General features: G+C 35.0%; 22 protein-coding genes. 19 read left to right on the plus strand and 3 right to left on the minus strand.

Features of this window, described 5'->3' with window-relative positions; genetic code table 11:
- The first annotated feature begins 71 nt into the window (after positions 1 to 71).
- Complete coding sequence (locus tag SPB_RS02170; protein WP_003102594.1) at positions 72 to 2,528, plus strand: FAD-dependent oxidoreductase; 2,457 nt, start codon at positions 72 to 74, stop codon at positions 2,526 to 2,528.
- Between the two features lie 187 nt (positions 2,529 to 2,715).
- Entirely contained in the window at positions 2,716 to 4,533 is a 1,818-nt protein-coding gene (locus tag SPB_RS02175) for an SH3 domain-containing protein (RefSeq protein WP_003105895.1), read from the plus strand.
- 45 nt (positions 4,534 to 4,578) lie between these two features.
- Here the strand turns inward: SPB_RS02175 and SPB_RS02180 are convergent, their stop codons facing one another.
- Positions 4,579 to 5,466 (minus strand): polysaccharide deacetylase family protein, encoded by an 888-nt coding sequence (locus SPB_RS02180; protein ID WP_003105602.1) that lies wholly within the window; start codon positions 5,464 to 5,466, stop codon positions 4,579 to 4,581.
- A gap of 176 nt (positions 5,467 to 5,642) precedes the next feature.
- Between SPB_RS02180 and SPB_RS02185 the strand changes: the two genes are divergently transcribed.
- The 12 genes from SPB_RS02185 (at position 5,643) to SPB_RS02240 (ending at position 16,194) form a co-directional block, all read left to right on the plus strand.
- A complete protein-coding gene (locus SPB_RS02185) occupies positions 5,643 to 6,929 on the plus strand; it encodes a homoserine dehydrogenase (protein WP_003104521.1) in 1,287 nt (428 codons plus the stop codon).
- Between the two features lies 1 nt (position 6,930).
- Positions 6,931 to 7,794 carry a homoserine kinase gene (thrB, locus tag SPB_RS02190; protein ID WP_003104292.1) on the plus strand — a complete coding sequence of 288 codons (864 nt, stop codon included), beginning with the start codon at positions 6,931 to 6,933 and terminating at the stop codon, positions 7,792 to 7,794.
- Between the two features lie 106 nt (positions 7,795 to 7,900).
- A complete protein-coding gene (locus tag SPB_RS02195; protein ID WP_003103176.1) occupies positions 7,901 to 9,154 on the plus strand; it encodes a bifunctional folylpolyglutamate synthase/dihydrofolate synthase in 1,254 nt (417 codons plus the stop codon).
- A gap of 15 nt (positions 9,155 to 9,169) precedes the next feature.
- Positions 9,170 to 9,730 carry a GTP cyclohydrolase I FolE gene (folE, locus tag SPB_RS02200; RefSeq protein WP_003103219.1) on the plus strand — a complete coding sequence of 187 codons (561 nt, stop codon included), beginning with the start codon at positions 9,170 to 9,172 and terminating at the stop codon, positions 9,728 to 9,730.
- A gap of 8 nt (positions 9,731 to 9,738) precedes the next feature.
- Positions 9,739 to 10,539 (plus strand): dihydropteroate synthase, encoded by an 801-nt coding sequence (gene folP / locus SPB_RS02205; protein WP_003105918.1) that lies wholly within the window; start codon positions 9,739 to 9,741, stop codon positions 10,537 to 10,539.
- Between the two features lie 7 nt (positions 10,540 to 10,546).
- Positions 10,547 to 10,906, plus strand: a complete 360-nt coding sequence (gene folB / locus SPB_RS02210) for a dihydroneopterin aldolase (protein WP_003104931.1) — start codon at positions 10,547 to 10,549, stop codon at positions 10,904 to 10,906.
- A complete protein-coding gene (gene folK / locus SPB_RS02215) occupies positions 10,903 to 11,382 on the plus strand; it encodes a 2-amino-4-hydroxy-6-hydroxymethyldihydropteridine diphosphokinase (RefSeq protein WP_003102830.1) in 480 nt (159 codons plus the stop codon). Before folB ends, folK begins: the two co-directional genes overlap by 4 nt.
- A 118-nt stretch (positions 11,383 to 11,500) precedes the next feature.
- The gene (gene murB, locus SPB_RS02220; protein ID WP_003102537.1) at positions 11,501 to 12,388 is read left to right on the plus strand and encodes a UDP-N-acetylmuramate dehydrogenase; all 888 of its coding nucleotides are present in this window, start codon (positions 11,501 to 11,503) and stop codon (positions 12,386 to 12,388) included.
- Positions 12,389 to 12,422: 34 nt separating this feature from the next.
- Entirely contained in the window at positions 12,423 to 13,577 is a 1,155-nt protein-coding gene (locus SPB_RS02225; RefSeq protein ID WP_003105568.1) for an ABC transporter ATP-binding protein, read from the plus strand.
- Entirely contained in the window at positions 13,561 to 14,355 is a 795-nt protein-coding gene (locus SPB_RS02230) for an ABC transporter permease (protein ID WP_037620186.1), read from the plus strand. The genes SPB_RS02225 and SPB_RS02230 overlap by 17 nt, the downstream gene beginning before the upstream one ends.
- A complete protein-coding gene (locus SPB_RS02235) occupies positions 14,352 to 15,128 on the plus strand; it encodes an ABC transporter permease (protein ID WP_003104060.1) in 777 nt (258 codons plus the stop codon). The genes SPB_RS02230 and SPB_RS02235 overlap by 4 nt, the downstream gene beginning before the upstream one ends.
- A complete protein-coding gene (locus SPB_RS02240) occupies positions 15,121 to 16,194 on the plus strand; it encodes an ABC transporter substrate-binding protein (RefSeq protein ID WP_003102457.1) in 1,074 nt (357 codons plus the stop codon). Before SPB_RS02235 ends, SPB_RS02240 begins: the two co-directional genes overlap by 8 nt.
- Positions 16,195 to 16,393: 199 nt before the next feature.
- Here the strand turns inward: SPB_RS02240 and SPB_RS02245 are convergent, their stop codons facing one another.
- The gene (locus SPB_RS02245) at positions 16,394 to 17,065 is read right to left on the minus strand and encodes a response regulator (protein ID WP_003105735.1); all 672 of its coding nucleotides are present in this window, start codon (positions 17,063 to 17,065) and stop codon (positions 16,394 to 16,396) included.
- A 1-nt stretch (position 17,066) separates the two neighbouring features.
- Positions 17,067 to 18,584: a Spo0B domain-containing protein gene (locus tag SPB_RS02250; protein WP_003106007.1), complete on the minus strand. Its 1,518-nt coding sequence runs from the start codon at positions 18,582 to 18,584 to the stop codon at positions 17,067 to 17,069.
- A 160-nt stretch (positions 18,585 to 18,744) separates the two neighbouring features.
- On the opposite strand from SPB_RS02250, the gene SPB_RS02255 reads away from it, so the two are divergent.
- The 5 genes from SPB_RS02255 (at position 18,745) to SPB_RS02275 (ending at position 26,033) form a co-directional block, all read left to right on the plus strand.
- The gene (locus SPB_RS02255) at positions 18,745 to 20,082 is read left to right on the plus strand and encodes a 2-hydroxycarboxylate transporter family protein (RefSeq protein ID WP_003103604.1); all 1,338 of its coding nucleotides are present in this window, start codon (positions 18,745 to 18,747) and stop codon (positions 20,080 to 20,082) included.
- 18 nt (positions 20,083 to 20,100) lie between these two features.
- A complete protein-coding gene (locus SPB_RS02260) occupies positions 20,101 to 21,261 on the plus strand; it encodes an NAD(P)-dependent malic enzyme (RefSeq protein WP_003103960.1) in 1,161 nt (386 codons plus the stop codon).
- Between the two features lie 131 nt (positions 21,262 to 21,392).
- Positions 21,393 to 22,928, plus strand: coding sequence for a ClC family H(+)/Cl(-) exchange transporter (locus SPB_RS02265; RefSeq protein WP_003103340.1), 1,536 nt, complete (start codon positions 21,393 to 21,395; stop codon positions 22,926 to 22,928).
- 81 nt (positions 22,929 to 23,009) lie between these two features.
- A complete protein-coding gene (licT, locus tag SPB_RS02270; RefSeq protein WP_003103489.1) occupies positions 23,010 to 23,852 on the plus strand; it encodes a BglG family transcription antiterminator LicT in 843 nt (280 codons plus the stop codon).
- 261 nt (positions 23,853 to 24,113) lie between these two features.
- On the plus strand, positions 24,114 to 26,033 hold the full coding sequence (locus tag SPB_RS02275; RefSeq protein WP_003102809.1) for a beta-glucoside-specific PTS transporter subunit IIABC: 1,920 nt from the start codon (positions 24,114 to 24,116) through the stop codon (positions 26,031 to 26,033).
- Positions 26,034 to 26,049: the final 16 nt, after the last annotated feature.

The raw sequence follows: 26,049 nt of genomic DNA on the forward strand, positions 1-26,049 counted from the left end.
GTGAATTTTTTTATTTTACAATATACCCATAAGGGTATATAATTAATCCTATAATATTATAGGAGAATTTTATGGCTAAAAAAATTGTTATTATTGGAGGAGTAGCTGGTGGAGCGACTGCGGCAACTCGACTTCGTCGTCTTAACGAGGAAGATCAGATTATACTAATTGAGAAGGGTGAATACATTTCATTTGCCAATTGTGGTTTACCATATCATATAGGTGGAACCATAGAGGACAGAGAAAATCTAATTTTACAAACAGTTGATGGAATGAGCAGTCAATATGGTATTGATATTCGCAACTTTTCGGAGGTTCTTTCAATTGATACGAATGCTAAGACCGTTTCAATTTTTAATCATATAACACATGAAGAATACGACGAAACCTATGATGATTTAATAATCTCTACAGGAGCAAAAGCAATTAAGCCCTCTATTCCTGGTTTAGAAGATGCAAAAAATGTCTTTACACTGAGAAATATTCCTGATATGGACTTAATAAAAGCCTATATTGCTGATAATGATGTTAAAAGTGCAACAGTTATTGGTGGTGGTTTTATTGGCTTGGAAATGATGGAAAATCTTGTTGAACTAGGACTTTCTGTCAATCTAGTCGAAATGGCTCCACAAGTCATGCCTAATATTGACTTTGAGATGGCACAGCAATTGCATGCGCAAATTAATATGCATGGCATAAATTTAATTTTAAACGACGGATTAAATAAAATTGTAGATCATGGAAACCTCTTACTTTTAAATAGTGGTAAAACACTGCCTACAGATTTGACAATCTTATCTATCGGCGTGGTCCCAGAAAATACTTTAGCTAAAGCAGCTGGCTTGGAACTTGGTGTTAAAGGTGCCATAAAAGTTACACCTCAAATGCAGACATCAGCTGAACATGTTTATGCCATTGGTGATGTTATTGAAGTGACAGATACTGTTTCTGGTCTAGAGACTAATATACCTTTAGCATGGCCAGCTAATCGTCAAGGGCGATTGGTTGCAGATGTTATCAATGGAATAAACGCCCAATATCCAGGCACACAAGGAACCTCTGTGGCTAAAATATTTGAACTAACAGCAGCGTCAACTGGGAACAGTGAACGACAACTGATAAATTCTGACATTGCTCATGAAGTGATTCATATTCATCCAAACTCACATGCGGGGTATTACCCAGGAGCTTCACCAATTGCCATGAAGTTACTTTTTGGCCAAGATGGAAGAGTCTTGGGCGCGCAAGCGGTTGGGACAGAAGGCGTTGAAAAACGAATTGATGTTATTGCGACTGCTATGAAGTTTGGTGCAAAAGCCAACCAATTGGCAGAAATCGAGCTGGCTTATGCCCCACCATACTCTTCAGCCAAAGATCCCGTCAATATGTTGGGATATGTAGCAGATAATATGATGGCCGGCAAGGTGTCAACATTCCAATGGTCAGAAATCAAAGCTTTAAAAGAAGCAGGAGCCTTTTTCTTAGATGTACGTGAAGATTTTGAATTAGCTACTGGCTTAATTGAAGGCAGTCTTCAAATTCCTTTGAATCAGCTACGTCATCGTCTTGCGGAATTACCTAAGGATCAAATGATTTATGTCTACTGTCAAGTTGGACAACGTGGGTATAATGCAGTAAGAATTTTAGCTGCCGCTGGCTTCCAAGTCAAGAACCTAGATGGAGGATATAAGACCTACAAGAATTCAAACTACCAGTTAAAAGAAATCGTATTAAGTCCTGAAGCCATGGAAGAAGCTTTTGTTGTACCAAAGACTAAATCAGAAGATGAGATGATTCATTTAGATGCATGTGGTTTGCAATGTCCTGGTCCGATCTTGAAAGTTAAGAAAACCATGGATAGTATGCAAGATGGTCAACAATTACGTGTTGTAGCTAGTGATTTTGGCTTCTCTGCTGATATTGAGAATTGGGCTAACAATACTGGTAACAAAGTTATAAATAATAAGATAGAAAACAATAATGTAGTTGCTACTTTGCAAAAGGGAAGTGGTCAAGTAGCACCAAATGAAGTCTTGCTCCAAAAAGAAGGAGTTTTGCAAGAAACTAAAAACGGGGCAACAATGGTTGTCTTTAGTGGTGAGTTTGATAAAGCAATTGCTTCAATGATTATTGCTTCAGGAGCTGCTTCTTTCGGCAAGTCTGTTACTATTTTCTTCACCTTTTGGGGTTTATCAATTCTTAAAAAGAACAACATCCAGAAAAAAGGAATGGCAAAATTATTTGACATGATGTTGCCGTCAAGTGCTGATAAATTACCTCTCTCTAAAATGAATATGGGTGGCGCTGGTCAAAAAATGATTAAGACCATCATGAAAGATAAAAATGTTGATGCCTTACCAGATATGATTCAACAAGCACATGAACTTGGTGTCAAATTTGTGGCTTGTACCATGTCAATGGATTTGATGGGAATTGAAAAAGAGGAATTATTTGATTTTGTTGAATATGGTGGGGTCGCAACTTTTATTGGTGACTCTGAAAATGCTAATATGCAACTTTTTATTTAATAGAAATAATAATTATTAGTCTTCCTAAAATACATCAAAAAGCTTTTGTAATGAACAAAGGCTTTTTTTATCTATGGAAAACACATTATGTTACAGAAATGTTACAAATATTACTAAATTATGTTGACATTGTTTCTTTTATTTCATATAATGACCTTGTAAGATAAAAAGAAAGTAGGTCAAAACCATGAAAAATCCATTTTTAAATCAAGTTAGTCGTTTTTCAATCAGAAAATATAGTTATGGGGTAGCTTCGGTTATGATTGGAGCAAGTATCATGTTGACTAATCCAGTTTTTGCGGATCAAATCAATACCAGTCAGTCTACAACCGAAGGTTTGATTCAAACAACAAACCAAGAAAAAGAAATTGCTGAAAATACAGCAATTACTAATACAGCAATTACTAATACAGTAAGTACAACTAGCAATAATAGTCAGATTCAAGTAGACCAATTAGAAACTAAAGCTCAAGAGAATATTAATGAACAAGTATCTGATTCAATTATTAATGTAAATTCGACTGATGTTAAACCGCCGCAATCAGTAGAACTAATTCAACCAACACAAGTAACAAATCCTCAAACTATTGTAGCAGATGTTCCAACACAAAAATCGGTTACAAGTGGTGAAATTATTACTAACCAAGGAATTTATATTTACCCTGAAAATATGGCTGTCAGAAATGAAGCCAAACTTGTTGCACCAATTGTATTTTATGGGCAAAAAGGTGAAAAAATTAATTATCACCAATTGATTAATGCTGATAATACGCAATGGTTAGTTTATAAATCATTTAGTGGTACCCTTCGTTATGTTGCATTACCAAATAAGAATGTGACACCAAAACCAGATGCTACCAAACCTGCAGACGCTAAAGATAAGAAAATTGAAAACGAAAATATAGACAAAACAAATACCCTACCTGCAAGTGGGACCTATACGTTCACTAATGAAGTTGCAGTCAAAAACCAACCTAAGTTATCAGCAACTACCGAATTTGTTTTTTCAGCAGGCGAAAGTGTAAGCTATGATAAAGTTTTAGTAGCAGATAACATAAATTGGCTTTCTTATCTTTCTTTCAGTGGAACAAGACGTTATGTTCAGTTAGATAAAGTTGATGTTACAACTACACCTGATAAGAAACCAGAGCCTACAAAACCAACTCCAGAAGTGACTAAAGTTACCCTACCTGCAAGTGGGACATATACATTCACAAAAGAAGTTGTAGTCAAAAATCAACCAAAACTTGCTGCTCCAATAGAATTTGAATTTAAGCAAGGCGAAACTATTAATTATGATAAAGTTTTAGTATCAGATAACACGAGTTGGCTTTCTTATCTATCTTATAGTGGAACAAGACGTTACATTCAACTAGATCAAGTAGTAGTCGCGCCAACTCCTGATAAACCAACAAAGCCTAGTCCTAAACCAACTGATACGAATATTTATCCTAAAGGTAGATTAGAATATCATCTCCAAAATAATGGTGATTTCACTATCAAAGTTTCGGAAGTTAATAATAATCTAGCCATAAAGGAAGTGAAAATACCAGTTTGGTCTGAAGAAAAAGGACAAGATGATTTAGTTTGGTATACAGCTAAAAAACAAAATGATGGCACTTACTCATTGACTGTGAAATTGAGTAACCATAAAAATATGACAGGTCTTTACCATGTTGACTTGTATTATAAAACTGATGCTGGTAACCTTCTTTCAGTTTTAAAAACAAAGTTAGAAGTGCCAAAAAATGTGGTTGTGACACCTTCAACACCTGCCAAACCAACTAAACCAGATCTACCAGTAGCAAATACTTCTGGAACAATTGTATTGACAAAAGATTTAGAAGTTAGAAGTCAGCCAAGTTTGTCTTCAAAACCAGTTGCTTCTTACAAAGTAGGAATGTCTGTAAATTATGATCGCACATTAGAAGCAGAAGGATACCGTTGGATTAGTTATGTTTCATTCTCAGGAGTTAGACGTTATTTAGCCATTTCAAAACTATAAAAGAAAAAAGCTTCTGAGATTTCAGAAGCTTTTATTAATATTTGATTATTGGACTAGCATTTGTTGTAACAGTTGATTAGCACTTGTTGATGGGAGAATGCGAATTCGATTCAAAGAAAGAAGCCCGTCTGAGGCGCTAGCTAATCCCTCGTTAGTTGTGACTCCTAATTTGTAATTCAGAGACTTGGCAATTTTCAGAGTGGAATCACTATATCTTCCAGAAGGATAGGCAACTGCTATTGTTTCTTGATTAAGGTTTGTGTCTAAATAGGTTTTTGAATCTTTTAGCTCGGCCGTTTGTGATTCTGAACTTTCTTGTGATAAATCAGGGTGATTAACGGTATGATCTTGGAAGGACATGCCATTCTTTTTCATTTCTGTCATTTGCTCCAAGCTTAAATTGCTTACGCGTTTCTCATCAGTATAGCTAGTAATCACGTTATTAGTCGCTTTGACTTTATACTTTTTCATAATCGGATAAGCGATTTGGTAGAAGTCAATCATGCTATCATCAAATGTCAGCCAGACCACTTTATTAGCTGGCTTCTCATTTTTGTCCAATACTCGATAGGCTTCTTCTGGTGTCAAAAAATAATAACCATCGTCTGCCATCGCTTTAACTTGTTCCTCGAACACTTTAGGATCAACAATTAAATTTGCATTAGGCGCCTCTGAAGGGTCCATGGTATGAATAGCGTGGTACATCAAGATAGGTAATTTTATCGGAGATGATTCTTTTTTCCACTCAACCTTTTCCTTATTTGATAGTTTGTTTCTTTTAATCTGTTGACTTGTTTTAATCTTATCAACCGGCTTAGCAGTAGTTTTTTGAAGATAAACAAAACTTGCAATAGCAAAAGCAAATAAGGTAATAATTGAGATAAAGATAATTATTAAGCCAATGTTTTTCTTTCTCTTTGTACGTCTAGTCATAAATGCTCCAATGATTGTTTTTATTATTATATCATTTTTTTAGTTTTAACTCATCCAATTTAAAGTAATTTAATGATTTTTTGATTATGAGATTACTATAAAAAAATAGTATTTTTTGGTATAATATGAGGAATGTAGTAGAGTTTATTCGCAGATTGATAGTTTAGGAGAAGAAAATGTCAGTAAAACTAGCGTTATTAGGATTCGGAACTGTGGCTAGTGGACTCCCTTTTTTATTGAAGGAGAATGGCCATAAAATTAATGAAGCTGCTGGATCAGAAATAAGCATTGTAAAGATATTAGTGAGAAATGAGGCTGAAAAACAGCGCTTAGAAGATAGGGGATATAACTATCAATTTGTCACCTCCATCGAAGAGATACTTAATGATAAAGATATAGATATTGTAATTGAGTTAATGGGTCGAATTGAACCCGCAAAGACATATATCATGGATTCTTTACGAGCTGGAAAACATGTGGTAACAGCAAATAAAGACTTGATTGCCCTTCATGGGAAAGAAATTCGTTTATTAGCTGAGGAATTAAAATTAGCATTTTATTATGAGGCAGCAGTGGCTGGTGGTATACCAATTTTAAGAAGCTTAGCTAATTCCTATACATCTGATAAAATTACGCGTGTTATGGGTGTATTAAATGGAACTTCCAACTTTATGATGACCAAAATGGTTGAAGAAGGGTGGTCTTATGAACAAGCGTTGGAGACAGCTCAGAAACTTGGTTATGCTGAAAGTGATCCAACCAATGATGTTGAAGGAATTGATGCAGCCTACAAAGTTGCTATTTTAAGTCAGTTTGCTTTTGGTATGACCCTTGACTTTAGTGATGTTAAGCATCAAGGTATCTCTAGTATTACACCTGAGGATGTTGCTTTTGCTCAAAAGTTAGGATATGTCATAAAATTAGTTGGAACTGTAGAGGAAACAATATCAGGCGTCTCAGCCAGTGTAACTCCAACTTTTATACCTAAAGATCATCCCCTTGCCAGTGTCAATGGTGTTATGAATGCTGTCTTTGTAGAGTCTATCGGCATCGGTCAATCAATGTTTTATGGACCTGGAGCTGGACAAAAACCAACTGCAACATCTGTTATGGCAGATATTATTCGGATTGCCCGTCGCTTAAAAGAAAACACAATTGGTAAAGCCTTTAATGAGTTTAAAGTGGAAACAAAACTAACAGATAAAAATGATAATATTAGTCATTATTATTTTGCAATTGAAACACCTGATAAAAAAGGTCAACTGTTGCGTTTAGCTACCATTTTTAATAACCAAAATATATCCTTACAAGAAGTACTCCAAGACAAAGCTAAAAATAGTAGAGCAAGAGTGGTTATTATTACACATGAAATGAGTGAGAAGCAATTAGATACTTTAATAGACGAGTTAAGAAAAGAGAATGACTTCCAGTTGCTAAATTGCTTCAAAGTTTTAGGAGAATAGTATGATTATAAAAGTTCCAGCTACTTCCGCAAACATTGGACCAGGTTTTGATTCTATTGGACTAGCAGTTTCAAAATATTTAGAGATTGAAGTTCTTGAAGAACAAAATGAATGGTATGTTGAACATGAACTGGGAGATGTACCTCATAATCAGGATAATTTATTACTACAAACTGCCCTGCGTTTAGCACCGGATATTCAGCCTCATCATTTAAAAATGACTTCAGATATTCCCTTAGCCAGAGGTTTAGGCTCTTCGTCATCTGTAATTGTGGCAGGAATTGAATTAGCTAACCAATTAGCCAATTTGGAATTGTCAGATAATAGAAAGCTGACAATAGCAAATCAGATTGAAGGACATCCAGATAATGTAGCGCCAGCCATTTTTGGCCAGTTAGTAATTGCCTCACAATTAGATACTGGTTTGGATTATATTCTGGCCCCCTTTCCTGATTCAGCATTAGTCGCTTTCATTCCGGACTATGAATTGAAGACATCAGATTCTAGACAAGTTCTTCCGCAACACTTGTCTTATAAGCAAGCAGTTAAAGCTTCCTCTGTCGCTAATTTAGCAATCTCTGCATTACTAACTGGTGATTTAGTCAAGGCTGGTCGTGCTATTGAAAATGATATGTTTCATGAAGTCTACCGTCAAAAGTTAGTCAAAGAATTTCAAGAAATCAAACAAGTTGCTAAAAGCTTAGATGCATATGCCACATATCTTTCTGGTGCTGGGCCAACTGTAATGATTATTTGTCCCAAAGAAACTGAGGCTAATATCGTTACTGATCTACAAAAATTAGAATTAGATGGTCAGGTAATCTCCTTAACTGTTGATCAAAATGGCTTACAAGTTATTAAGTAAACTTCAGATTAAAATAAAGTAATATAATAGGGAAAAAGTTGTTGCCAACGCTTTTCCTTTTTTTATTTCGTGCTATACTATAGATATTGTGACAAAGAGGAAGAATATGGATTATAATGACGTTCTAAATTGGATTCATGGTCAATTAACTTTTGGAATTAAGCCAGGAATTGATCGAATGAAATGGGTACTTGAAAAATTAGATAACCCAGAAAAAAATATATTTGGCATACATGTTGTAGGAACAAATGGAAAGGGCTCGACAGTTAATAATTTACAGCATATATTAACAAAATCAGGTTATCATGTTGGAACTTTCACCTCCCCGTATATCATTGACTTTAAGGAACGTATTTCCTTAGATGGGAAAATGATATCAGAAGAAGATTTACTTGCCTGTGCGAAGCAAATTAAACCATTAACAGATCGAATTAATCAGGAGACAGATTTCGGACAAGTCACTGAATTTGAACTGATAACGCTAATTATGTTTCTCTATTTTGGTCGAATTCATCCTGTTGATATAGCAATCATCGAAGCAGGGCTGGGTGGAACCTATGATTCAACCAATGTATTTGATGCCTTTGCTGTGATATGTCCTTCGATCGGTTTGGATCATATCAATATTTTAGGAGACACCTACGGGGAGATTGCTGCGCATAAAGCAGGCGTAATCAAAGGTGGAGAACGAGTTATTTTTGCCATTGCTAATCAAGAAGCACGACAAGTCTTTTTAAATCAGATTGCTAATAATCATGCGACTGCATACGAGTATGGCCATCAATTTAATTTAAGCCCCATGGCTGACGCTTTAGAGTTTGAATCACAGCTTGGCAAGATTCCTCAGTTAGAATTGGCCATGCCTGGCCAGCACCAAATCTCAAATGCTGCTCTTTGCATAATGGCAGCGCAGCTATTGCAAGAAAAAATGCCAAGAATTACAGATGAAACCATCCGGCAAGGGCTGAAAGAGGCTTTTTGGTTGGGAAGGACAGAACTTTTAGCTGATAATTTGATGATAGATGGTGCCCATAATCTTGAAAGTGTTCTAGCTTTGGTCGATGTTTTGAAGGAAAAATATAGCGACAAAAAGATTCACCTCCTATTTGGGGCTATTGATACCAAACCAATTGATAAAATGTTAGCTATTTTGAATCAGGTTGGTGACTTGACGGTGACGACTTTTCATTACCCTAATGCTTATCCACTTGAAAAGTACCCAGATAACTATCAGAAGGTTTCTGATTTTAAAGAATGGTTAGAGAAAATTGATTTGAGGAGTAAAGAGGATTTTTACCTTATTACTGGTTCACTTTACTTTATCTCAGAAGTTAGACGTTATTGGAAATTAAAAAATTAAAGGATTTTAAGCACGATGAATATAGAAAAAGCAGAACAAGCCATTTATGATTTATTAGAAGCTATTGGAGAAAACCCCAATCGTGAAGGACTTTTAGATACACCTAAACGGGTAGCCAAGATGTATCAGGAAATGTTTTCCGAATTACAGGCTGACCCAAAAGATCAATTCACAGCCGTTTTTACAGAGAATCATGAAGATGCTGTAATTGTTAAAGATATCTATTTCCACTCCATGTGTGAGCACCATTTAGTCCCTTTTTATGGCAAAGCTCACATTGCTTATTTGCCAAGTGATGGTCGTGTGACTGGTTTAAGTAAATTGGCCAGAGCCGTAGAAGTAGCTAGTAAACGTCCACAGCTACAAGAAAGACTAACAGCGCAAGTAGCTAATGCGTTGGAGGAAGCCTTACATCCAAAAGGTGTCTTTGTTATGTTAGAAGCAGAACATATGTGCATGACCATGCGTGGTATTAGAAAACCTGGAAGTAAAACAATTACCACCACGGCGCGAGGTATTTATCAAACTGATCGTGAAGAAAGAAAAGAAATTTTAAGCTTAATTAATGAGAAGTAGGTAATAGGATGAAAATTGGAAAACATATCATTGAGAGTAACGCTACCATTATGGGGATATTAAATGTAACTCCAGATTCGTTTTCAGATGGTGGCTCTTATACAAATATTGAAAAAGCTTTGGCACAAACAAAACAAATGATTGCTGATGGTGCGACAATTATTGATATTGGCGGGGAGTCTACTCGTCCAGGTTACAAATTTATATCAGCTTCTGAAGAAATTGAACGAGTTGTTCCAGTAATTAAAGCCATTAAAGAAAACTTTGATATTTTAGTTAGTATCGATACTTATAAAACAGAAACCGCACGTGCTGCCTTAGAGGCCGGTGCTAATATCCTAAATGATGTATGGGCTGGTCTCTATGATGGTAAGATGATTGACTTAGCTGTCGAGTACCAAGTGCCAATAATTTTAATGCATAATCAAGAAGATGAAGTCTATAATGATGTGACCAAAGATGTTTGCCAGTTTTTAGCTGAACGGGCCAACTTAGCCCTTGAAAAAGGGCTAGCAAAAGAGAACATTTGGATTGATCCTGGTTTTGGTTTTGCAAAAAATGTTCAACAAAATATGGAATTGCTAAAAGGTTTGGATGATGTTTGCCATCTTGGTTTCCCTGTATTATTTGGTATTTCACGAAAACGTGTTGTTGATTACCTTATGGGAGGCAATACGAGAGCATTAGAACGTGATGAAACTACAGCTGCATTATCGGGTTATGCCATTAGTAAAGGCTGTCAAATTGTTCGTGTCCATAATGTGGCTGCTAATAAAGAAATTGTTGACGTTTTTAGTCAGCTTATGTGAGGAAAAAATGGATAAAATATATTTAAATGATTGCCGTTTTTATGCTTATCACGGCGCAATGAAGGAAGAACAAGTACTGGGACAAATTTTTGTTGTTGATCTTTGCATGTCAGTTGATTTAAAAAAGGCCGGACAAACTGATAATGTGGAAGATACGGTTCATTATGGCTATGTCTATGAATCAGTAAAAGCAGAAGTTGAAGGGACTAAGCATGCATTGATTGAACATTTAGGACAAGCTATTTGTGATAAACTATTTAATGAATTTTCCAAAATAAATGCTATTACAATCAAAATAAGCAAAGAAAATCCACCAATTGCTGGGCATTATACTTCAGTATCAGTTGAGTTGGAGCGTAGTCGATGAACAATATCTATCTTAGTTTAGGTAGTAATCAAGGTGATAGCAAAGCGACCTTGAATGAGGCTATTAGACTAATTGACCAAATCACCAGGAGTCATGTCAAAGCTGTTTCCTCTTTTTATCAAACCCCTGCTTGGGGCAAAGAGGATCAAAATGATTTTCTAAATTGTGTAGCCTTAGTAGAGTCGGAGCTAAGTGCTCAATCTTTTTTACAGAAAACACAGGCTATTGAAATTGACTTGGGGCGAGTAAGGCATGAAATATGGGGTCCTCGAACAATTGATATTGATATTCTTTTGTTTAATCAGGATAAGATTGCTACAAAAAACTTAACCGTTCCTCATCCTTACATGACTGAACGGGCATTTGTGCTGGTACCTCTTTTAGAGCTTGAGCCAATTTTAAGACTTGATAACCAGTCACCACTCTTGCAAGAGAGTCTTGACCTGTTAGATAGCTCAGCAATTCTTAAAATATAAGACTAGCAGTTCTAACTTTTAAAAAATATCGTTTTTTTTACTGAAATTTGATATAATAAAATCGGCACTTTGCCGATTTTTTTATGAAAAAAATTGTTACTATGAAAGAAGATATATCATGATTAATGAACTTGAAGGAATTGATATCCGACTTGATGAACCCTTAAAAAATTATACCTATACTAAAGTGGGAGGACCAGCAGATTATCTTGCTTTTCCACGAAATCGTTATGAATTAACCCGCATTGTCAAATATGCTAATCACGAAAATATCCCATGGATGGTTCTTGGGAATGCTAGTAATTTGATTGTTCGTGAAGGTGGTATTAGAGGTTTTGTCATTATGTTTAATAAACTTAATACTGTTACCTTAGATGGCTATACTATTGAAGCTGAGGCTGGTGCAAATCTGATTCAAACTACAAAAATTGCTAGACGTCACAGTTTGACTGGTTTTGAATTTGCTTGTGGGATTCCAGGTAGTGTCGGTGGAGCAATCTTTATGAATGCTGGTGCTTACGGTGGAGAAATTGCTCATATTTTTCAATCTGCTAAAGTATTGACTAAAGATGGTGAAATTAAAACATTGACCGCGCGTGATATGGCCTTTGGCTATCGTCATTCAGCCATTCAAGAAAGTGGCGATATTGTTATCTCCGCTAAATTTGCTTTAAATCCTGGTAATTATGATCAAATTGCTCAAGAAATGGATCGCCTAAATCATTTAAGACAGTTGAAACAACCGCTTGAATACCCATCTTGTGGTTCGGTCTTCAAACGTCCTATTGGTTATTTTGCAGGTCAATTGATAATGGACGCCAATCTTAAAGGTCATCGAATTGGTGGTGTGGAAGTTTCTGATAAACATGCTGGTTTCATGATAAATGTTGATAATGGCACAGCTGAAGACTATGAAGCATTAATAGCTCATGTTATTAAGACAGTCAAGGACAATTCCGGCGTTACGCTTGAGCGGGAAGTTCGCATTATCGGCGAAGAAAAATAAAACAAGAAAGAGTAAAATTGAGGATATATGACAATTGACTAAGCCAATTATCTTATTTAACAATGTCTCAAAGGTTTTTGATGACAATAACACTAAAGTATTGAATAATATTAATTTTGAACTTGAAGAGGGCAAGTTTTATACACTTCTAGGTGCTTCAGGTTCTGGTAAATCAACTATATTAAATATTATTGCTGGACTTTTAGACGCTACCAGTGGTGATGTCTATCTTGATGGTCAACGTATTAATGACTTACCTATTAGTAAACGTGATATCCATACTGTTTTCCAAAACTACGCCCTATTCCCTCATATGAATGTTTTTGATAATGTAGCTTTTGCTTTAAAACTGAAAAATGTTCCTAAAAAAGAAATTGAAGAGCGTGTTACAGAGACCTTAAAAATGGTTCAATTAGAAGGTTATGAAAATCGTCCGATTCAAAAACTATCAGGTGGACAAAAACAACGTGTTGCAATTGCCCGAGCCATCATTAACCAACCTCGTGTTGTCCTTTTAGATGAACCATTATCTGCGCTTGATTTGAAATTGAGAACAGAAATGCAGTATGAATTAAGAGAATTGCAACAAAGACTTGGTATTACTTTTGTTTTTGTTACGCACGATCAAGAAGAAGCTCTAGCAATGAGTGACTGGATTTTTGTCATGAACAATGGCGAAATTGTTCAGTCTGGAACACCTGTTGATATTTATGATGAACCGATTAATCATTTTGTTGCTAATTTTATTGGGGAATCAAATATCTTGAACGGGACAATGATTGAGGACTATTTAGTTTCCTTTAATGGTAAAACTTTTGAATCCGTCGATGGTGGGATGCGTCCTAACGAACCCGTTGAAATTGTTATTCGTCCTGAAGATTTACAAATTACCCTTCCAGAAGAAGGAAAATTACAAGTTAAAGTTGACACTCAGTTATTCCGTGGTGTTCATTATGAAATCATTGCCTATGATGAATTAGGTAATGAGTGGATGATTCATTCTACCCGCAAAGCCATTGAAGGTGAAATTATCGGTCTAGACTTCACTCCAGAAGATATCCATGTCATGAGGCTCAATGAAACAGAAGAAGAATTTGACGCCCGTATTGATGAATATGTTGAGGTAGATGAACAAGAAGATGGGTTAATCAATGCGATTGAGGGGGAAAGACATGATGAAAACCTCTAAGCTCTATTCAATTCCATATTTCTTATGGATAGTGCTTTTTGTGCTTGCCCCTGTTGCTCTTCTTATCTATAAATCTTTCTTTGATATTGAAGGTCATGTGACATTAGCCAATTATCAGACTTTCTTTTCATCTTGGACATACATTAGAATGAGCTTTAACTCAATTTTGTATGCGGGGATTATTACTTTAGTTACTTTATTAATTGCCTATCCAGCAGCATATTGTTTAACCAAATTAAAGCATAAACAGTTGTGGCTAATGTTAATTATCTTGCCGACATGGGTCAATTTACTGTTAAAGGCTTACGCTTTTATGGGGATTTTTGGGCAACAAGGGTCATTAAATGACTTTCTTACCTTTATTGGTATTGGCCCACAACAAATTTTATTTACTGATTTTTCATTTATTTTTGTTGCCTCATACATTGAGATTCCTTTTATGATCCTGCCAATCTTCAATGCCCTTGATGATATTGATGATAATGTGATTAACGCCAGTCGAGATTTAGGTGCTAGTGAAGTCCAAACTTTTTCTAAAGTTACTTTCCCTCTATCAATGAGTGGTGTCAGAGCAGGAGTCCAGTCTGTTTTTATTCCTAGTCTAAGTCTCTTCATGTTGACTCGCCTAATTGGTGGTAACCGTGTTATTACTTTAGGGACAGCCATTGAGCAACATTTCTTAACAACTCAAAACTGGGGTATGGGTTCAACTATTGGGGTTATCTTAATTCTGACCATGTTGGCCATCATGTACCTAACAAAGGAGAGAAGTAAATGAAAAAAATCGCACCATTTTATTTAGCATTCACTTTTGCCCTCTTGTATGTCCCAATCTTTTATTTAATTGGTTATTCATTTAATAAGGGTGGTGACATGAACGGCTTTAAAGGCTTTACTTTAGAGCATTACCAAACATTGTTTGCCGATAGTCGATTGATGTCGATCCTACTTCAAACCTTTGTTTTGGCCTTTACAAGTGCCCTTTTAGCTACAATTATTGGAACATTTGGTGCTATTTATATCCATCATGCCCGCAAGAAATATCATAATGCACTCTTATCAACAAATAATGTCTTAATGGTTTCACCAGACGTTATGATTGGTGCCTCATTCTTAATTCTTTTTACCACACTCAAATTTCAATTGGGAAGTATGTCTGTCTTACTTAGTCACATTGCTTTTTCTATTCCAATTGTGGTCTTGATGGTCTTGCCAAGACTAAATGAGATGAATCAAGATATGATTAATGCTGCCTATGACCTGGGTGCCAACCAGTATCAAATGATGAAAGAAGTTATGCTGCCTTATTTAACACCTGGTATTATTGCTGGTTACTTTATGGCATTCACCTATTCGCTGGACGATTTTGCGGTGACCTTTTTCTTAACGGGGAACGGCTTTACAACCTTGTCTGTCGAAATCTATTCAAGGGCACGTCAGGGCATCTCCCTTGATATTAATGCTCTTTCAACAATTGTTTTCCTTTTCTCAATCCTATTGGTAATGGGATATTATTATATTTCCCAAGATAAGGAGGACAAGCATGCGTAAACTTTATTCATTTATTGGAGGCATCCTGGGTATTGTCCTCATCTTAATTTGCTTAAATGTCATCTTTCAAAAGCAATCAGGCACAGCCAAACAATCCGACAAACTAGTCATATACAACTGGGGAGATTATATTGACCCAGCTTTGCTAAAAAAATTCACTAAGGAGACTGGCATTCAGGTTCAATATGAAACCTTTGATTCTAACGAAGCCATGTATACTAAAATAAAACAAGGTGGGACAACCTATGATATAGCAGTTCCTAGTGATTACATGATTGATAAGATGGTTAAAGAAGATTTACTAGTAAAACTAGATAAATCCAAATTAACAAGCATAAAAAATATTGGAAATGATTTCTTGGGTAAAAATTTTGATCCCCAAAATGATTATTCCATTCCTTATTTCTGGGGGACTGTTGGGATTGTTTATAATGATCAAATCATAAAAAATCCACCTAAACATTGGATTGATTTATGGCGTCCAGAATATAAAAACCAAATCATGTTGGTTGATGGAGCTCGTGAAACAATGGGCTTTGGTCTCAATACTTTTGGCTATAGTTTAAATGAGAAAAATCTGTCTAAACTAACACAAGTTGAAAATCGTCTTCAAAAATTAACGCCTAATATCAAAGCAATTGTTGCTGACGAGATGAAGGGCTATATGATTCAAGGTGATGCGGGTATTGGGGTTACCTTCTCTGGTGAGGCTAGTGAAATGCTTTATAGCAATGAACATTTGCATTATGTTGTTCCTTCAGAAGGCTCAAATCTCTGGTTTGATAATTTGGTCTTACCAAAAACAATGAAGCATAAAAAAGAAGCCTATGCCTTTTTAAACTTTATTAATGAGCCGAAAAATGCAGCACAAAATGCTGAATATATTGGCTATGCGACACCAATTGATAAAGCAAAAGCCATGCTTCCAAAAGAAATCAAAAATGATACAGCATTTTATCCAACCCAAAAAACAATCAAAAAGTTGGAAGTCTACGACAACTTAGGTGATAATTGGCTTGGCATCTATAACGACTTATACCTCCAATTTAAGATGTATCGGAAATAATTAAAAACCTCACCATAATGTTGGTGAGGTTTTTAAAATATAATTCTTAATATACAAATACTTTTCTTATGTGGTTAGGGACAGCAGCAAATTTTTAAAAATTCCATGCCTAATATTTTAGCATAGATCTAAAATATTCCCTGAATTCGAAAAGTATCTTTAGTCAAGATTAAAAAATAGTATCATTGAGTTTATTCAATTATATTCTTTGATAAATTTTATATGGACGACCAACCTTTGTATAAATTTGTTTAGCCTCAATTATTTCATTTTCTTCCATGAAAGCAACATATTTTCGAACAGAAACATGTGATAGATTAGTTGCATCAGTAAGTTCTTGTATTGTGAATTCTCTATTTAGTGTTGAAATAGTTGACAGTACTAAGTTATAAGTACTTTCTGATAAACCTTTTTCTAAAAAAATGTTATCTTGCTTTTGTTTATTATTTTGACCATTCTTAAGTTTATCTATTTGACTCTGGTTAATGATATGTTGATTAAGTTGTTTTTTTCTGTCTAAAAAACTTGTAATGCTTGATTCAAACCTTTCGAAGGTAAAAGGTTTAATGAGATAATCTACTATCCCGAAATGAAAACCCGACTTTACAATCTTTCCATCATTAACAGCTGAGATGATGATAACCTCACAATTGTGATGTTTAAGCCTTAAATTTTCTAGAAATTGTATGCCATTTCCTTCTTTAATATGGATATCAAGCAGGATAAGGTCAATATAATAATGATCTAATTTATTTAAGGCATCACTTACTGAGTCACTTGATAATATTATTTGAAATTTATTGACTTTTTCTAAATAATTTCTATGAATAAAGTCTACCATTGGGTCATCTTCAATAATTAGTACATTCATATTATCCTCTTCTATAGGGGGTGGTCATCGAAAACGTTAGTTCATCTTGATCTATTTGTTTAGAGTAGATTGAATTTGTATCACTAAGTAAGTGTCTAAAGAATTGATTATTTAATATTTCAAGAATAGTATCATTAGTAATAGATTTATCTAAAAGTTGGTAAGTAGAAATGAGATAACCATTATTGTAGTCAATAGTTAATAATACTTTCTCGGGCTTCAAAGCACTGATTATATGAGTGTGGATAAATTGATAAAGCATAAGTGCCTTATTTATCTGATTGTTGGATAAGGCATTTGGTATTTCACTTATTGCTTCAATAACAAAATCTGTATTTAATTCTTTGTATTTCCCTTGTTCTCCAATAAAGAAACTAGCTAGTAATGGTTCTTTGACTAAAACAGATAAAGTGTTAACAATGCCGTCTTCAGATTCTAAAATGCTATCTAAATATATTTTCAATTGGTCATAATATTGAATATCCACTAAACCATAGATAACATGTAATTGATTCATAAAGGTATGTGTTTGAGCTTGTAGTGCAGATGCATAAGTAGTAGTATACATCAGCTGATCCAATGTATAAATAGCTTCAGAAGCTTCGCGAATAAATATTAAATAACCCCGTAATTCGTGATTTACTTGAATTTGTGATACTTTCAATAATAAGTCTGTATCATTGACATGTAATAACTGTTCATGTGTAATATCGTACTTGATATTTGTAAATTCTGGGAAAATTTCTTCAATTCTTTTTCGGCTTACATTTTTTATATCATAATCTTTTATTAATTCTTTTCCTGATTGATTGGTTAATTGAATCATCCTGTTTTTATTTATCACAAGAACAGCATCCTCAATTTGGTCAAGCATAGCATTTCTTTCTTCAAGTAACTGGTATATCTCACTTGGCTCAAGGTTATGTAATTGTTTTTTTAACTTAATTGAAGTAGCACTTGCTACAGCTAGACTTATCAATATACAAAATATTAATGCAGTAGTGTAATTCTTTTTGGATTGAAAAACAACTTGATTTAACGTTGTCAGTTTTATACCCACGGCCAGTGCACCGATTTGTTTTTTGCCATTATATACAGGGATAAGATACCTTAAAGATTTTCCCAGACTACCTTTAGCTGTCGAAATGACTTCCTTTCCTTTCAAAACTTGATTTTCATCTCCACCTTGGAATGGTTTTCCTATTTTTTCCAGATTTGGGTGTGTTAATCGGATGCCATTCATATTCATAGCTACGACATAGTCTAATTTATATGTTTTAGAAATATCGACTGTAAATTGATTAATATCTTCATTAGGAACATTATCAGTCAATACCTGTTTGATACCTTTATTTTTTGCTAACATTTTGCCTGTTGCAGTTAACAGATGAGTTTCCTGATGTTTAATCGATTGATACGTTTCGCCAATCATAATACTATAAAAAATTACTGTGGTCATAGCAATTATGGATATAAATATTAATGAAATACTTGCCCATAATGATAGTTTTGGTCTCATGAAACCTCCTATTTATAAAGTATATCATATAAATTTGAGTGATATTTGCTTAAATTAGTTAAATAAATTGAAAAAATTTAAGTATTTAAACTAATTAAAAAATCTATAATAATCTGTGATTGTCATTTATACTGAATTTATCAAATAAGGAGGTTGTAATATGGCAACGGCAACTACTAAGATAAGTACTTCTCGAACTGAAGAAGTCAAGAAGCGTTCTTTACATCAAATAAGGATTGGGTCGGTCCCCTTCCCTGTCTATTTAGTATTAGCTACATTAATAGTAACTACTGGATATTTACAACAGTTACCTGTTAATATGTTAGGTGGATTTGCTGTAATTTTAACTATGGGTTGGTTATTGGGAACAATTGGAGGCAATATTCCTGGTCTCAAAAATTTTGGAGGTCCTGCAATTCTTTCGTTATTAGTTCCTTCAATTTTGGTATTTTTTAATCTCCTAAATCCAAATGTCTTAGAAGCAACAAATATACTGATGAAAGAAGCTAACTTTCTTTACTTCTATATAGCTTGCCTAGTATGTGGAAGTATTTTAGGAATGAATCGAAAAATTCTTATTCAAGGATTATTTAAAATGATTATTCCAATGCTGGTGGGCATGGTTTGTGCCATGGCTGTTGGAACTTTAGTAGGTGTCATTTTGGGATTAGAATGGCAAAAAACACTATTTTATATTGTAACACCTGTTTTAGCAGGTGGAATAGGTGAAGGCATTTTGCCTCTGTCTCTTGGTTATAGTTCAATAACGGGCGTAGGAAGTGAGCAATTAGTAGCACAATTAATTCCAGCTACAATTATAGGTAATTTCTTTGCAATAATGTGTACTGCACTTCTAAATCGATTTGGTGAAAAATACCCTGAATACTCTGGACAAGGTCAATTAGTAAAAATTGGTAAAGGCGAAGACATGTCTGATGCATTAAAAGATAATTCAGGACAATTGGACGTCAAATTAATGGGGGCAGGTGTTCTTACAGCATGTTCACTTTTCATCGCAGGTGGTTTACTGCAACATTTAACAGGTTTCCCCGGCCCTGTACTGATGATTATTTTAGCTGCCCTGTTAAAATATTTAAATGTTATACCACAAGAAACACAAAATGGTGCCAAACAATTATATAAATTTATTTCCGGAAACTTCACATTCCCACTTATGGCCGGCCTAGGATTACTCTATATCCCTTTAAAAGACGTCGTCGCTACTTTAAGTTGGCAATATTTTGTAGTTGTAATCTCAGTAGTATTCACTGTAATTTCAGTTGGTTTCTTCATTTCAAGATTCTTGAATATGAATCCAGTTGAAGCAGGAATAATTTCGGCTTGTCAAAGTGGGATGGGTGGTACTGGAGATGTTGCTATTTTATCTACAGCAGATCGTATGAATTTGATGCCTTTTGCACAAGTAGCAACTCGTTTAGGTGGCGCAATTACAGTTATAACGATGACAGCAATTTTACGTATCATTTTCAAACAATAATTAGAAAGAGGATTCAATATGTCAAAAGATTTAGGTCAATTAGCTTTACTACAAGCAAAAGAGTTTGGTGGAAAATTAGAAGTTAAGTCAAAATTAGAAGTAAAAAATAAAGAGGACTTAAGTATAGCCTATACCCCAGGAGTTGCAACAGTGTCTTCGGAGATTGCTAAGGACTCAAAATTAGGTTATGAGTTGACAACGAAAAAAAATACCGTAGCTGTCATTAGTGATGGTACTGCAGTTTTAGGGTTAGGTGACATTGGACCTATAGCAGCTATGCCTGTTATGGAAGGAAAAGCAGTATTATTCAAAGAATTTGCTGGCGTTGATGCTATTCCAATAGTACTTGATACTAAAGATACTGAAGAAATTATTTCAATTGTAAAAGCTATTTCTCCTACATTTGGCGGAATCAATTTAGAAGATATTAGTGCCCCTCGTTGTTTTGAGATTGAAAAACGTCTTATTGAAGAATGTGATATCCCTGTTTTTCATGATGATCAACACGGGACAGCTATTGTGGTATTAGCAGCAGTATTTAACAGTTTAAAACTTATAAATAAGTCAATACAAGACGTTAAAATTGTAGTCAATGGTGGAGGATCAGCTGGTCTATCTATAACTCGAAAACTATTAGCTGCTGGAGCAAAATCAATTTCTGTAGTAGATAAATTTGGAATTATCAATGAGAAAGAAGGAGAAAAATTAGCTCCACACCATCTTAAAATTTCTAAACTTACGAATAGAGAATTTGTATCTGGTACCTTAGAGAACGCACTTGAAAATGCAGACATTTTTATTGGTGTTTCGGCACCAGGTGTTTTAAAACCTGAATGGATATCAAAAATGGCTCCTAAACCAGTTATCTTTGCTATGGCAAACCCTGTTCCCGAAATTTATCCTGACGAAGCAATTGATGCCGGAGCATACATTGTCGGTACTGGTAGAAGTGATTTTCCAAACCAAATAAACAACGTTTTAGCATTTCCAGGAATTTTCCGTGGCGCACTGGATGCTCGTGCAAAACAAATTACAATTGAAATGCAAATTGCAGCGGCAAAAGGTATTGCTAGCTTAGTACCGGAGAATGAATTATCGCCAACTAACATAATGCCAGGAGCATTCCAAAAAGGTGTTGCTGAGATTGTTGCAAAAAGTGTTAGAGATGCTGTCAAATAAGTATTTATAAAAGTGAATATATTGATTACTTGTTACTCCTAAATTTACAGACAAGTAGTCAATTTTTTTGTCCTAGAAACATCACCAAATCTTTGATACAATAGAAGGAGTTGTTAGAAAGTGAGGGAATAATGGAAAACCATAAAAATGAATATGCTTTAGTTGAAAATTCTATTATTTCATTTGTTTGGCGCGGTGCTTTAGTTGGCCTTGTGGCGGGGACGGTTGTCTCTTTGTTTCGTTTGGCAATTGAAAAACTGAGTCAATTAGTTGTTGTTAGTTATCAGGTTGCCCATCAGAATTTGCTTATTTTACTTGCCATTGCTGTTATCAGCTTTTTTATTTTACTTTTGGTAGGATATCTTATTCAAACTGATCCAGATATAAAGGGGTCTGGTATTCCACACGTTGAAGGTGAGTTGAAAGGTCTTTTGGCACCCAATTGGTGGAGTGTTCTCTGGAAAAAATTTATTGCAGGGGTTCTCTCAATTTCTATGGGATTTATGTTGGGTCGTGAAGGGCCTTCCATTCAATTGGGGGCAATGACAGCCAAAGGCCTCGCAGAGGGATTAAAGTCCACTCGTTTAGAGAAACGGATTATGATTGCAAGTGGAGCTGCCGCTGGCTTATCTGCAGCCTTTAATGCGCCAATCGCCGGTTTATTATTTGTTGTCGAAGAAATTTATCATCACTTTTCTCGTTTAATCTGGATTAGTGCCTTAGTAGCAAGTATTATTGCTAACTTTGTCTCTTTATATATTTTCGGGTTGAAACCAGTTCTTGCTATGCCTAAGGTGATGCCATTCCTTGCTTTGGATCATTATTGGATTTTGATTGTAATGGGGCTATTTCTAGGAGTAATGGGTTTTGCTTATGAAAAAATTATACTTAACCTATCGACTGGTTTTGACAAAGTCGGTAAGTGGCTTCACTTACCACAAGCCTTTTATGCCTTAATGGTATTACCTCTAATATTAGTTATTGGTTATTTATCACCAAATCTCTTAGGTGGTGGGAATGGATTAATTATCTCCTTATCTATGTTAAAGGTTAATTTTATTTTAGTATTAGGATACTTTATTGTAAGGTTTATTGGTAGCATGTTATCTTATGGGAGTGGTTTACCAGGTGGTATTTTCCTACCAATATTGACCTTAGGTGCACTTGCCGGCTTACTCTTTGGCATTTGCTTTAGAGACTTAGGGCTAGTGTCTCAAGAAATGATGCCCTTGTTTATCGTTTTAGGGATGGCTGGATATTTTGGTGCCATTTCTAAAGCTCCCTTAACGGGGATGATTTTAGTAACGGAAATGGTTGGTGATTTAAAGCCTTTGATGTCAATAGCTGTCGTAACGTTTGTGGCTTATGCAATAATGGATTTACTAAAAGGGCAACCAATTTATGAGGCGATGCTTGAAAAACTACCAATCAGACATGTTAAGGATATTGTTGAACCAACATTGATTGAACTAACTGTCGGCCATAAATTAGCTGGTAAATATGTTCGGGATTTAGCCTTGCCAAAAAATACTCTTATCACAACTCAGGTTAATCATAATAAATCACAGGTTGTATCTGGCGATACCATCTTGTCAGCAGGTGCTACGATTTTCCTAGTGGTCAATGAACCTGATGTAGGAATGGTCAGACGATTACTAATGTCATAGCAGGGCTATTGTCATAAAAGAAAAGTTCTGATATGATTTATGACATGGGTATCAAGAAATTATAGATTGGAGATTCTATAAGTGATCATTGATAAAGTTTTTAATAATAATGTCGTACAAGTTCGCAATGACAAAGGCGAGGAAGAAATTATCATGGGGAGGGGTCTTGGTTTTCAAAAGAAGCCGGAGGACCTAGTAGATGATAGTTTAGTTGAAAAACGTTTTACATTACAAGATTCTAGTTTGATTAATGATTTAACAAGTGTTTATCAAAACTTGTCTTTAAAAGAAATTGAAACTGTGACAGCTATCATTGAACATGGACAAGAAGTTCTTGATACTGTTTATGATATGGCACTGTATATTTCTTTGGCTGATCATTTGCATTATACGTTTGAACGCTTAGAAAATGGATTAATTATTAATAATCCGTTGAGCTGGGAAATTCGCAAATTTTTTCCAAAAGAATTTCAAGTGGCGCGTGATGGTATTGCAATTGTTAAAGAAATGATGGATATTGATTTACCAGAAGATGAAGTAGCTTCCTTGGCTTTGCATTTTATTAATGCACAAAAAGATGTTGGTGCTATTGAAAGTGGTCAACAGATTGCTAAAATTGTGACTAATATTCTTGATATTGTCAGATTCCATTATGGGAAGATTTCTGAAGCAGATATGGTTTCTTACAACCGTTTTGTTACCCATATTCAGTATTTTGCGCAACGTGTCATCAATGGTTTGGTTCAAGGAGCAAATGACAGTTTCCTTTTTGAGCAAGTGAAATTGAATTATCCACAAGCTTTTACTTGTACGGAGAAGATAAAATCCTTTGTTGAGACAAGCTATGATTTTCCGATGAGTAAGGATGAACAAGTCTATTTGACTATACATATTCAACGTTTAGAAACTTTAGCTGAAAATTAATTTTCAGCTTTTTAAATTAATTTTAAAAAAGCACTTGCAAATGAAAGCGCTTTTTGTTATTATATGAAATATAGTAAATGGATTGTTACTGGTAAGCAGGCAAAACCTAAATAGATACGAGATATGATGTACTAGTGCTAGCTAGGCATATATTTGGTATTTGTTTGGGTTTTTTCTATTGTCAAAATCCAAATCGATTAGACTAATGCAACTGATACCCATTATTGTCTTAGTCCAATGTATTTCAGAAAGGAGCCTCAAATGGCTAAAAAAGATTATACAGAGCTAGCTAAAGATATAGTAGCTCATGTTGGTGGTAAAGAAAATATTCTTGGTCTCAAACACTGTGTTACTCGTCTACGTTTTAATTTAAAAGATGAAAGTAAAGCAGACGATGACTACCTCAAACAACGGGATGGTGTTGTAACTGTTGTAAAAGCCGGAGGACAATATCAGGTTGTTATTGGGAATCACGTACCTGATGTCTATGAAGATGTCCAAAAAGTTGCTGGTATCCAAGGTAGTGGTAGCTTAGATATTGATGAAGGTGATATTGACAAAGGTAATTTATTTGACCGTTTTGTTGACTTGATTTCTGGAATTTTCCAACCTTTCTTAGGTCCATTGGCTGCGGCTGGTATCGTCAAAGGTGTCGTAGCAATCTTAGCAGCAACCTTACATTTGTCATCACAAACAAGTGCAATCTATGCAATTCTTGAAGCAGCTGGTGATGGATTCTTCCAGTTTCTACCAATCTTAATTGCTTTTACCTCTGCACGTAAATTTAGAATGAATGAGTTTACTGCGGCAGCGATTGCAACAGCGCTAGTCTATCCAACACTTCCAGGAACTGTAGCAGTTTTAGCAAAAGCTAAAGTGGCATCTGTTTTAGGAATTCCTTTCTTATTACCATCATCTGGTAGCTACCTATCAACAGTAATGCCTGTAATTTTAGCCATATGGGTTGCTTCAATGATTGAAAAACAAATGAAGAAAATTACACCAGATGTGGTTAAAGTTTTCGTAATACCATTTGTTGTTATTTTAGTAACAGTTCCTCTTACTTTCTTATTAGTTGGGCCAATCGCAAACTTTGCATCAGACCTACTTTCTAACGGTTTTACTGGTTTAATGAACTTTAGTCCTGTTTTATATGGTTTCTTACTTGGACTATTATGGCAAGTATTGGTTATGTTTGGATTACATTGGGCTATCGTTCCACTTGCAATTTTACAATTTACACAAAATCATTGGACTGATATCCTTTTAGGTGCAGCTCTTCCTAACTTTACACAAACTGGTGTTTTATTAGCAATTATGTTAAAAACAAAAGAGCAAAAAGTTAAATCAGTTGCTATGCCAGCCTTTATTTCTTCAATTTTTGGTGTTACAGAACCCGCTATTTATGGTATAACATTACCAATGAAAACACCATTCTATATTTCATGTATAGTTTCAGGTGTAATCGGTGCTATTCTATCTCTTTTCCATATTAAGATGTATGCCTTCGGCGCAATGGGAATTTTCCAATTTCCAGCATGGGTAAGCCCTACACAAGGATTAACACCAATGTGGATTGGTATTGGCTTAATGTTCTTAGCTATTTTTGCTTCTTTTGCAATTCAAATGTTGGTTCCAGTTCCTTACTTATACGGTGGATCAAAAGCTGACAATGCTGCACCTGTAACTACACCAGTTGAAGAAGTAGCACCATTAAAAGAAATTAATCAAGAAATTATTGCGAGCCCAATCAATGGTACAATCGTTCCATTAACTGAAGTACCAGATGAAGTATTTGCATCAGGAGCAATGGGTAAAGGTATTGCAATCAATCCTAAAGAAGGAGTTGTTTATGCTCCAACTAATGGTACTGTTACTTTAGTATTTGCTACAAAACATGCTATTGGTTTCCAAAGTGATAATGGTGCAGAAATTCTTATCCATGTAGGTATGGATACAGTTTCTCTAGATGGAAATGGTTTTACAACCTTTGTCCAACAAGGTGAAAAAGTGCAAGCTGGTCAAAAATTACTTGAATTTGATATTGAAGCAATTAAAGCAGCAGGACTGCCAACAATTACACCAATTATTATTACCAACACAGCAATCTATGACGACGTCTTGGTAAGCCAAGAAAAAACTGTTAAAAAAGGAGATTACCTCTTAACAACAGTTAAATAATAAATAATGAAAATGC

The organism is Streptococcus parauberis NCFD 2020, assembly GCF_000187935.1.
In the GTDB taxonomy this organism is placed as follows: Bacteria; Bacillota; Bacilli; order Lactobacillales; family Streptococcaceae; genus Streptococcus; species Streptococcus parauberis.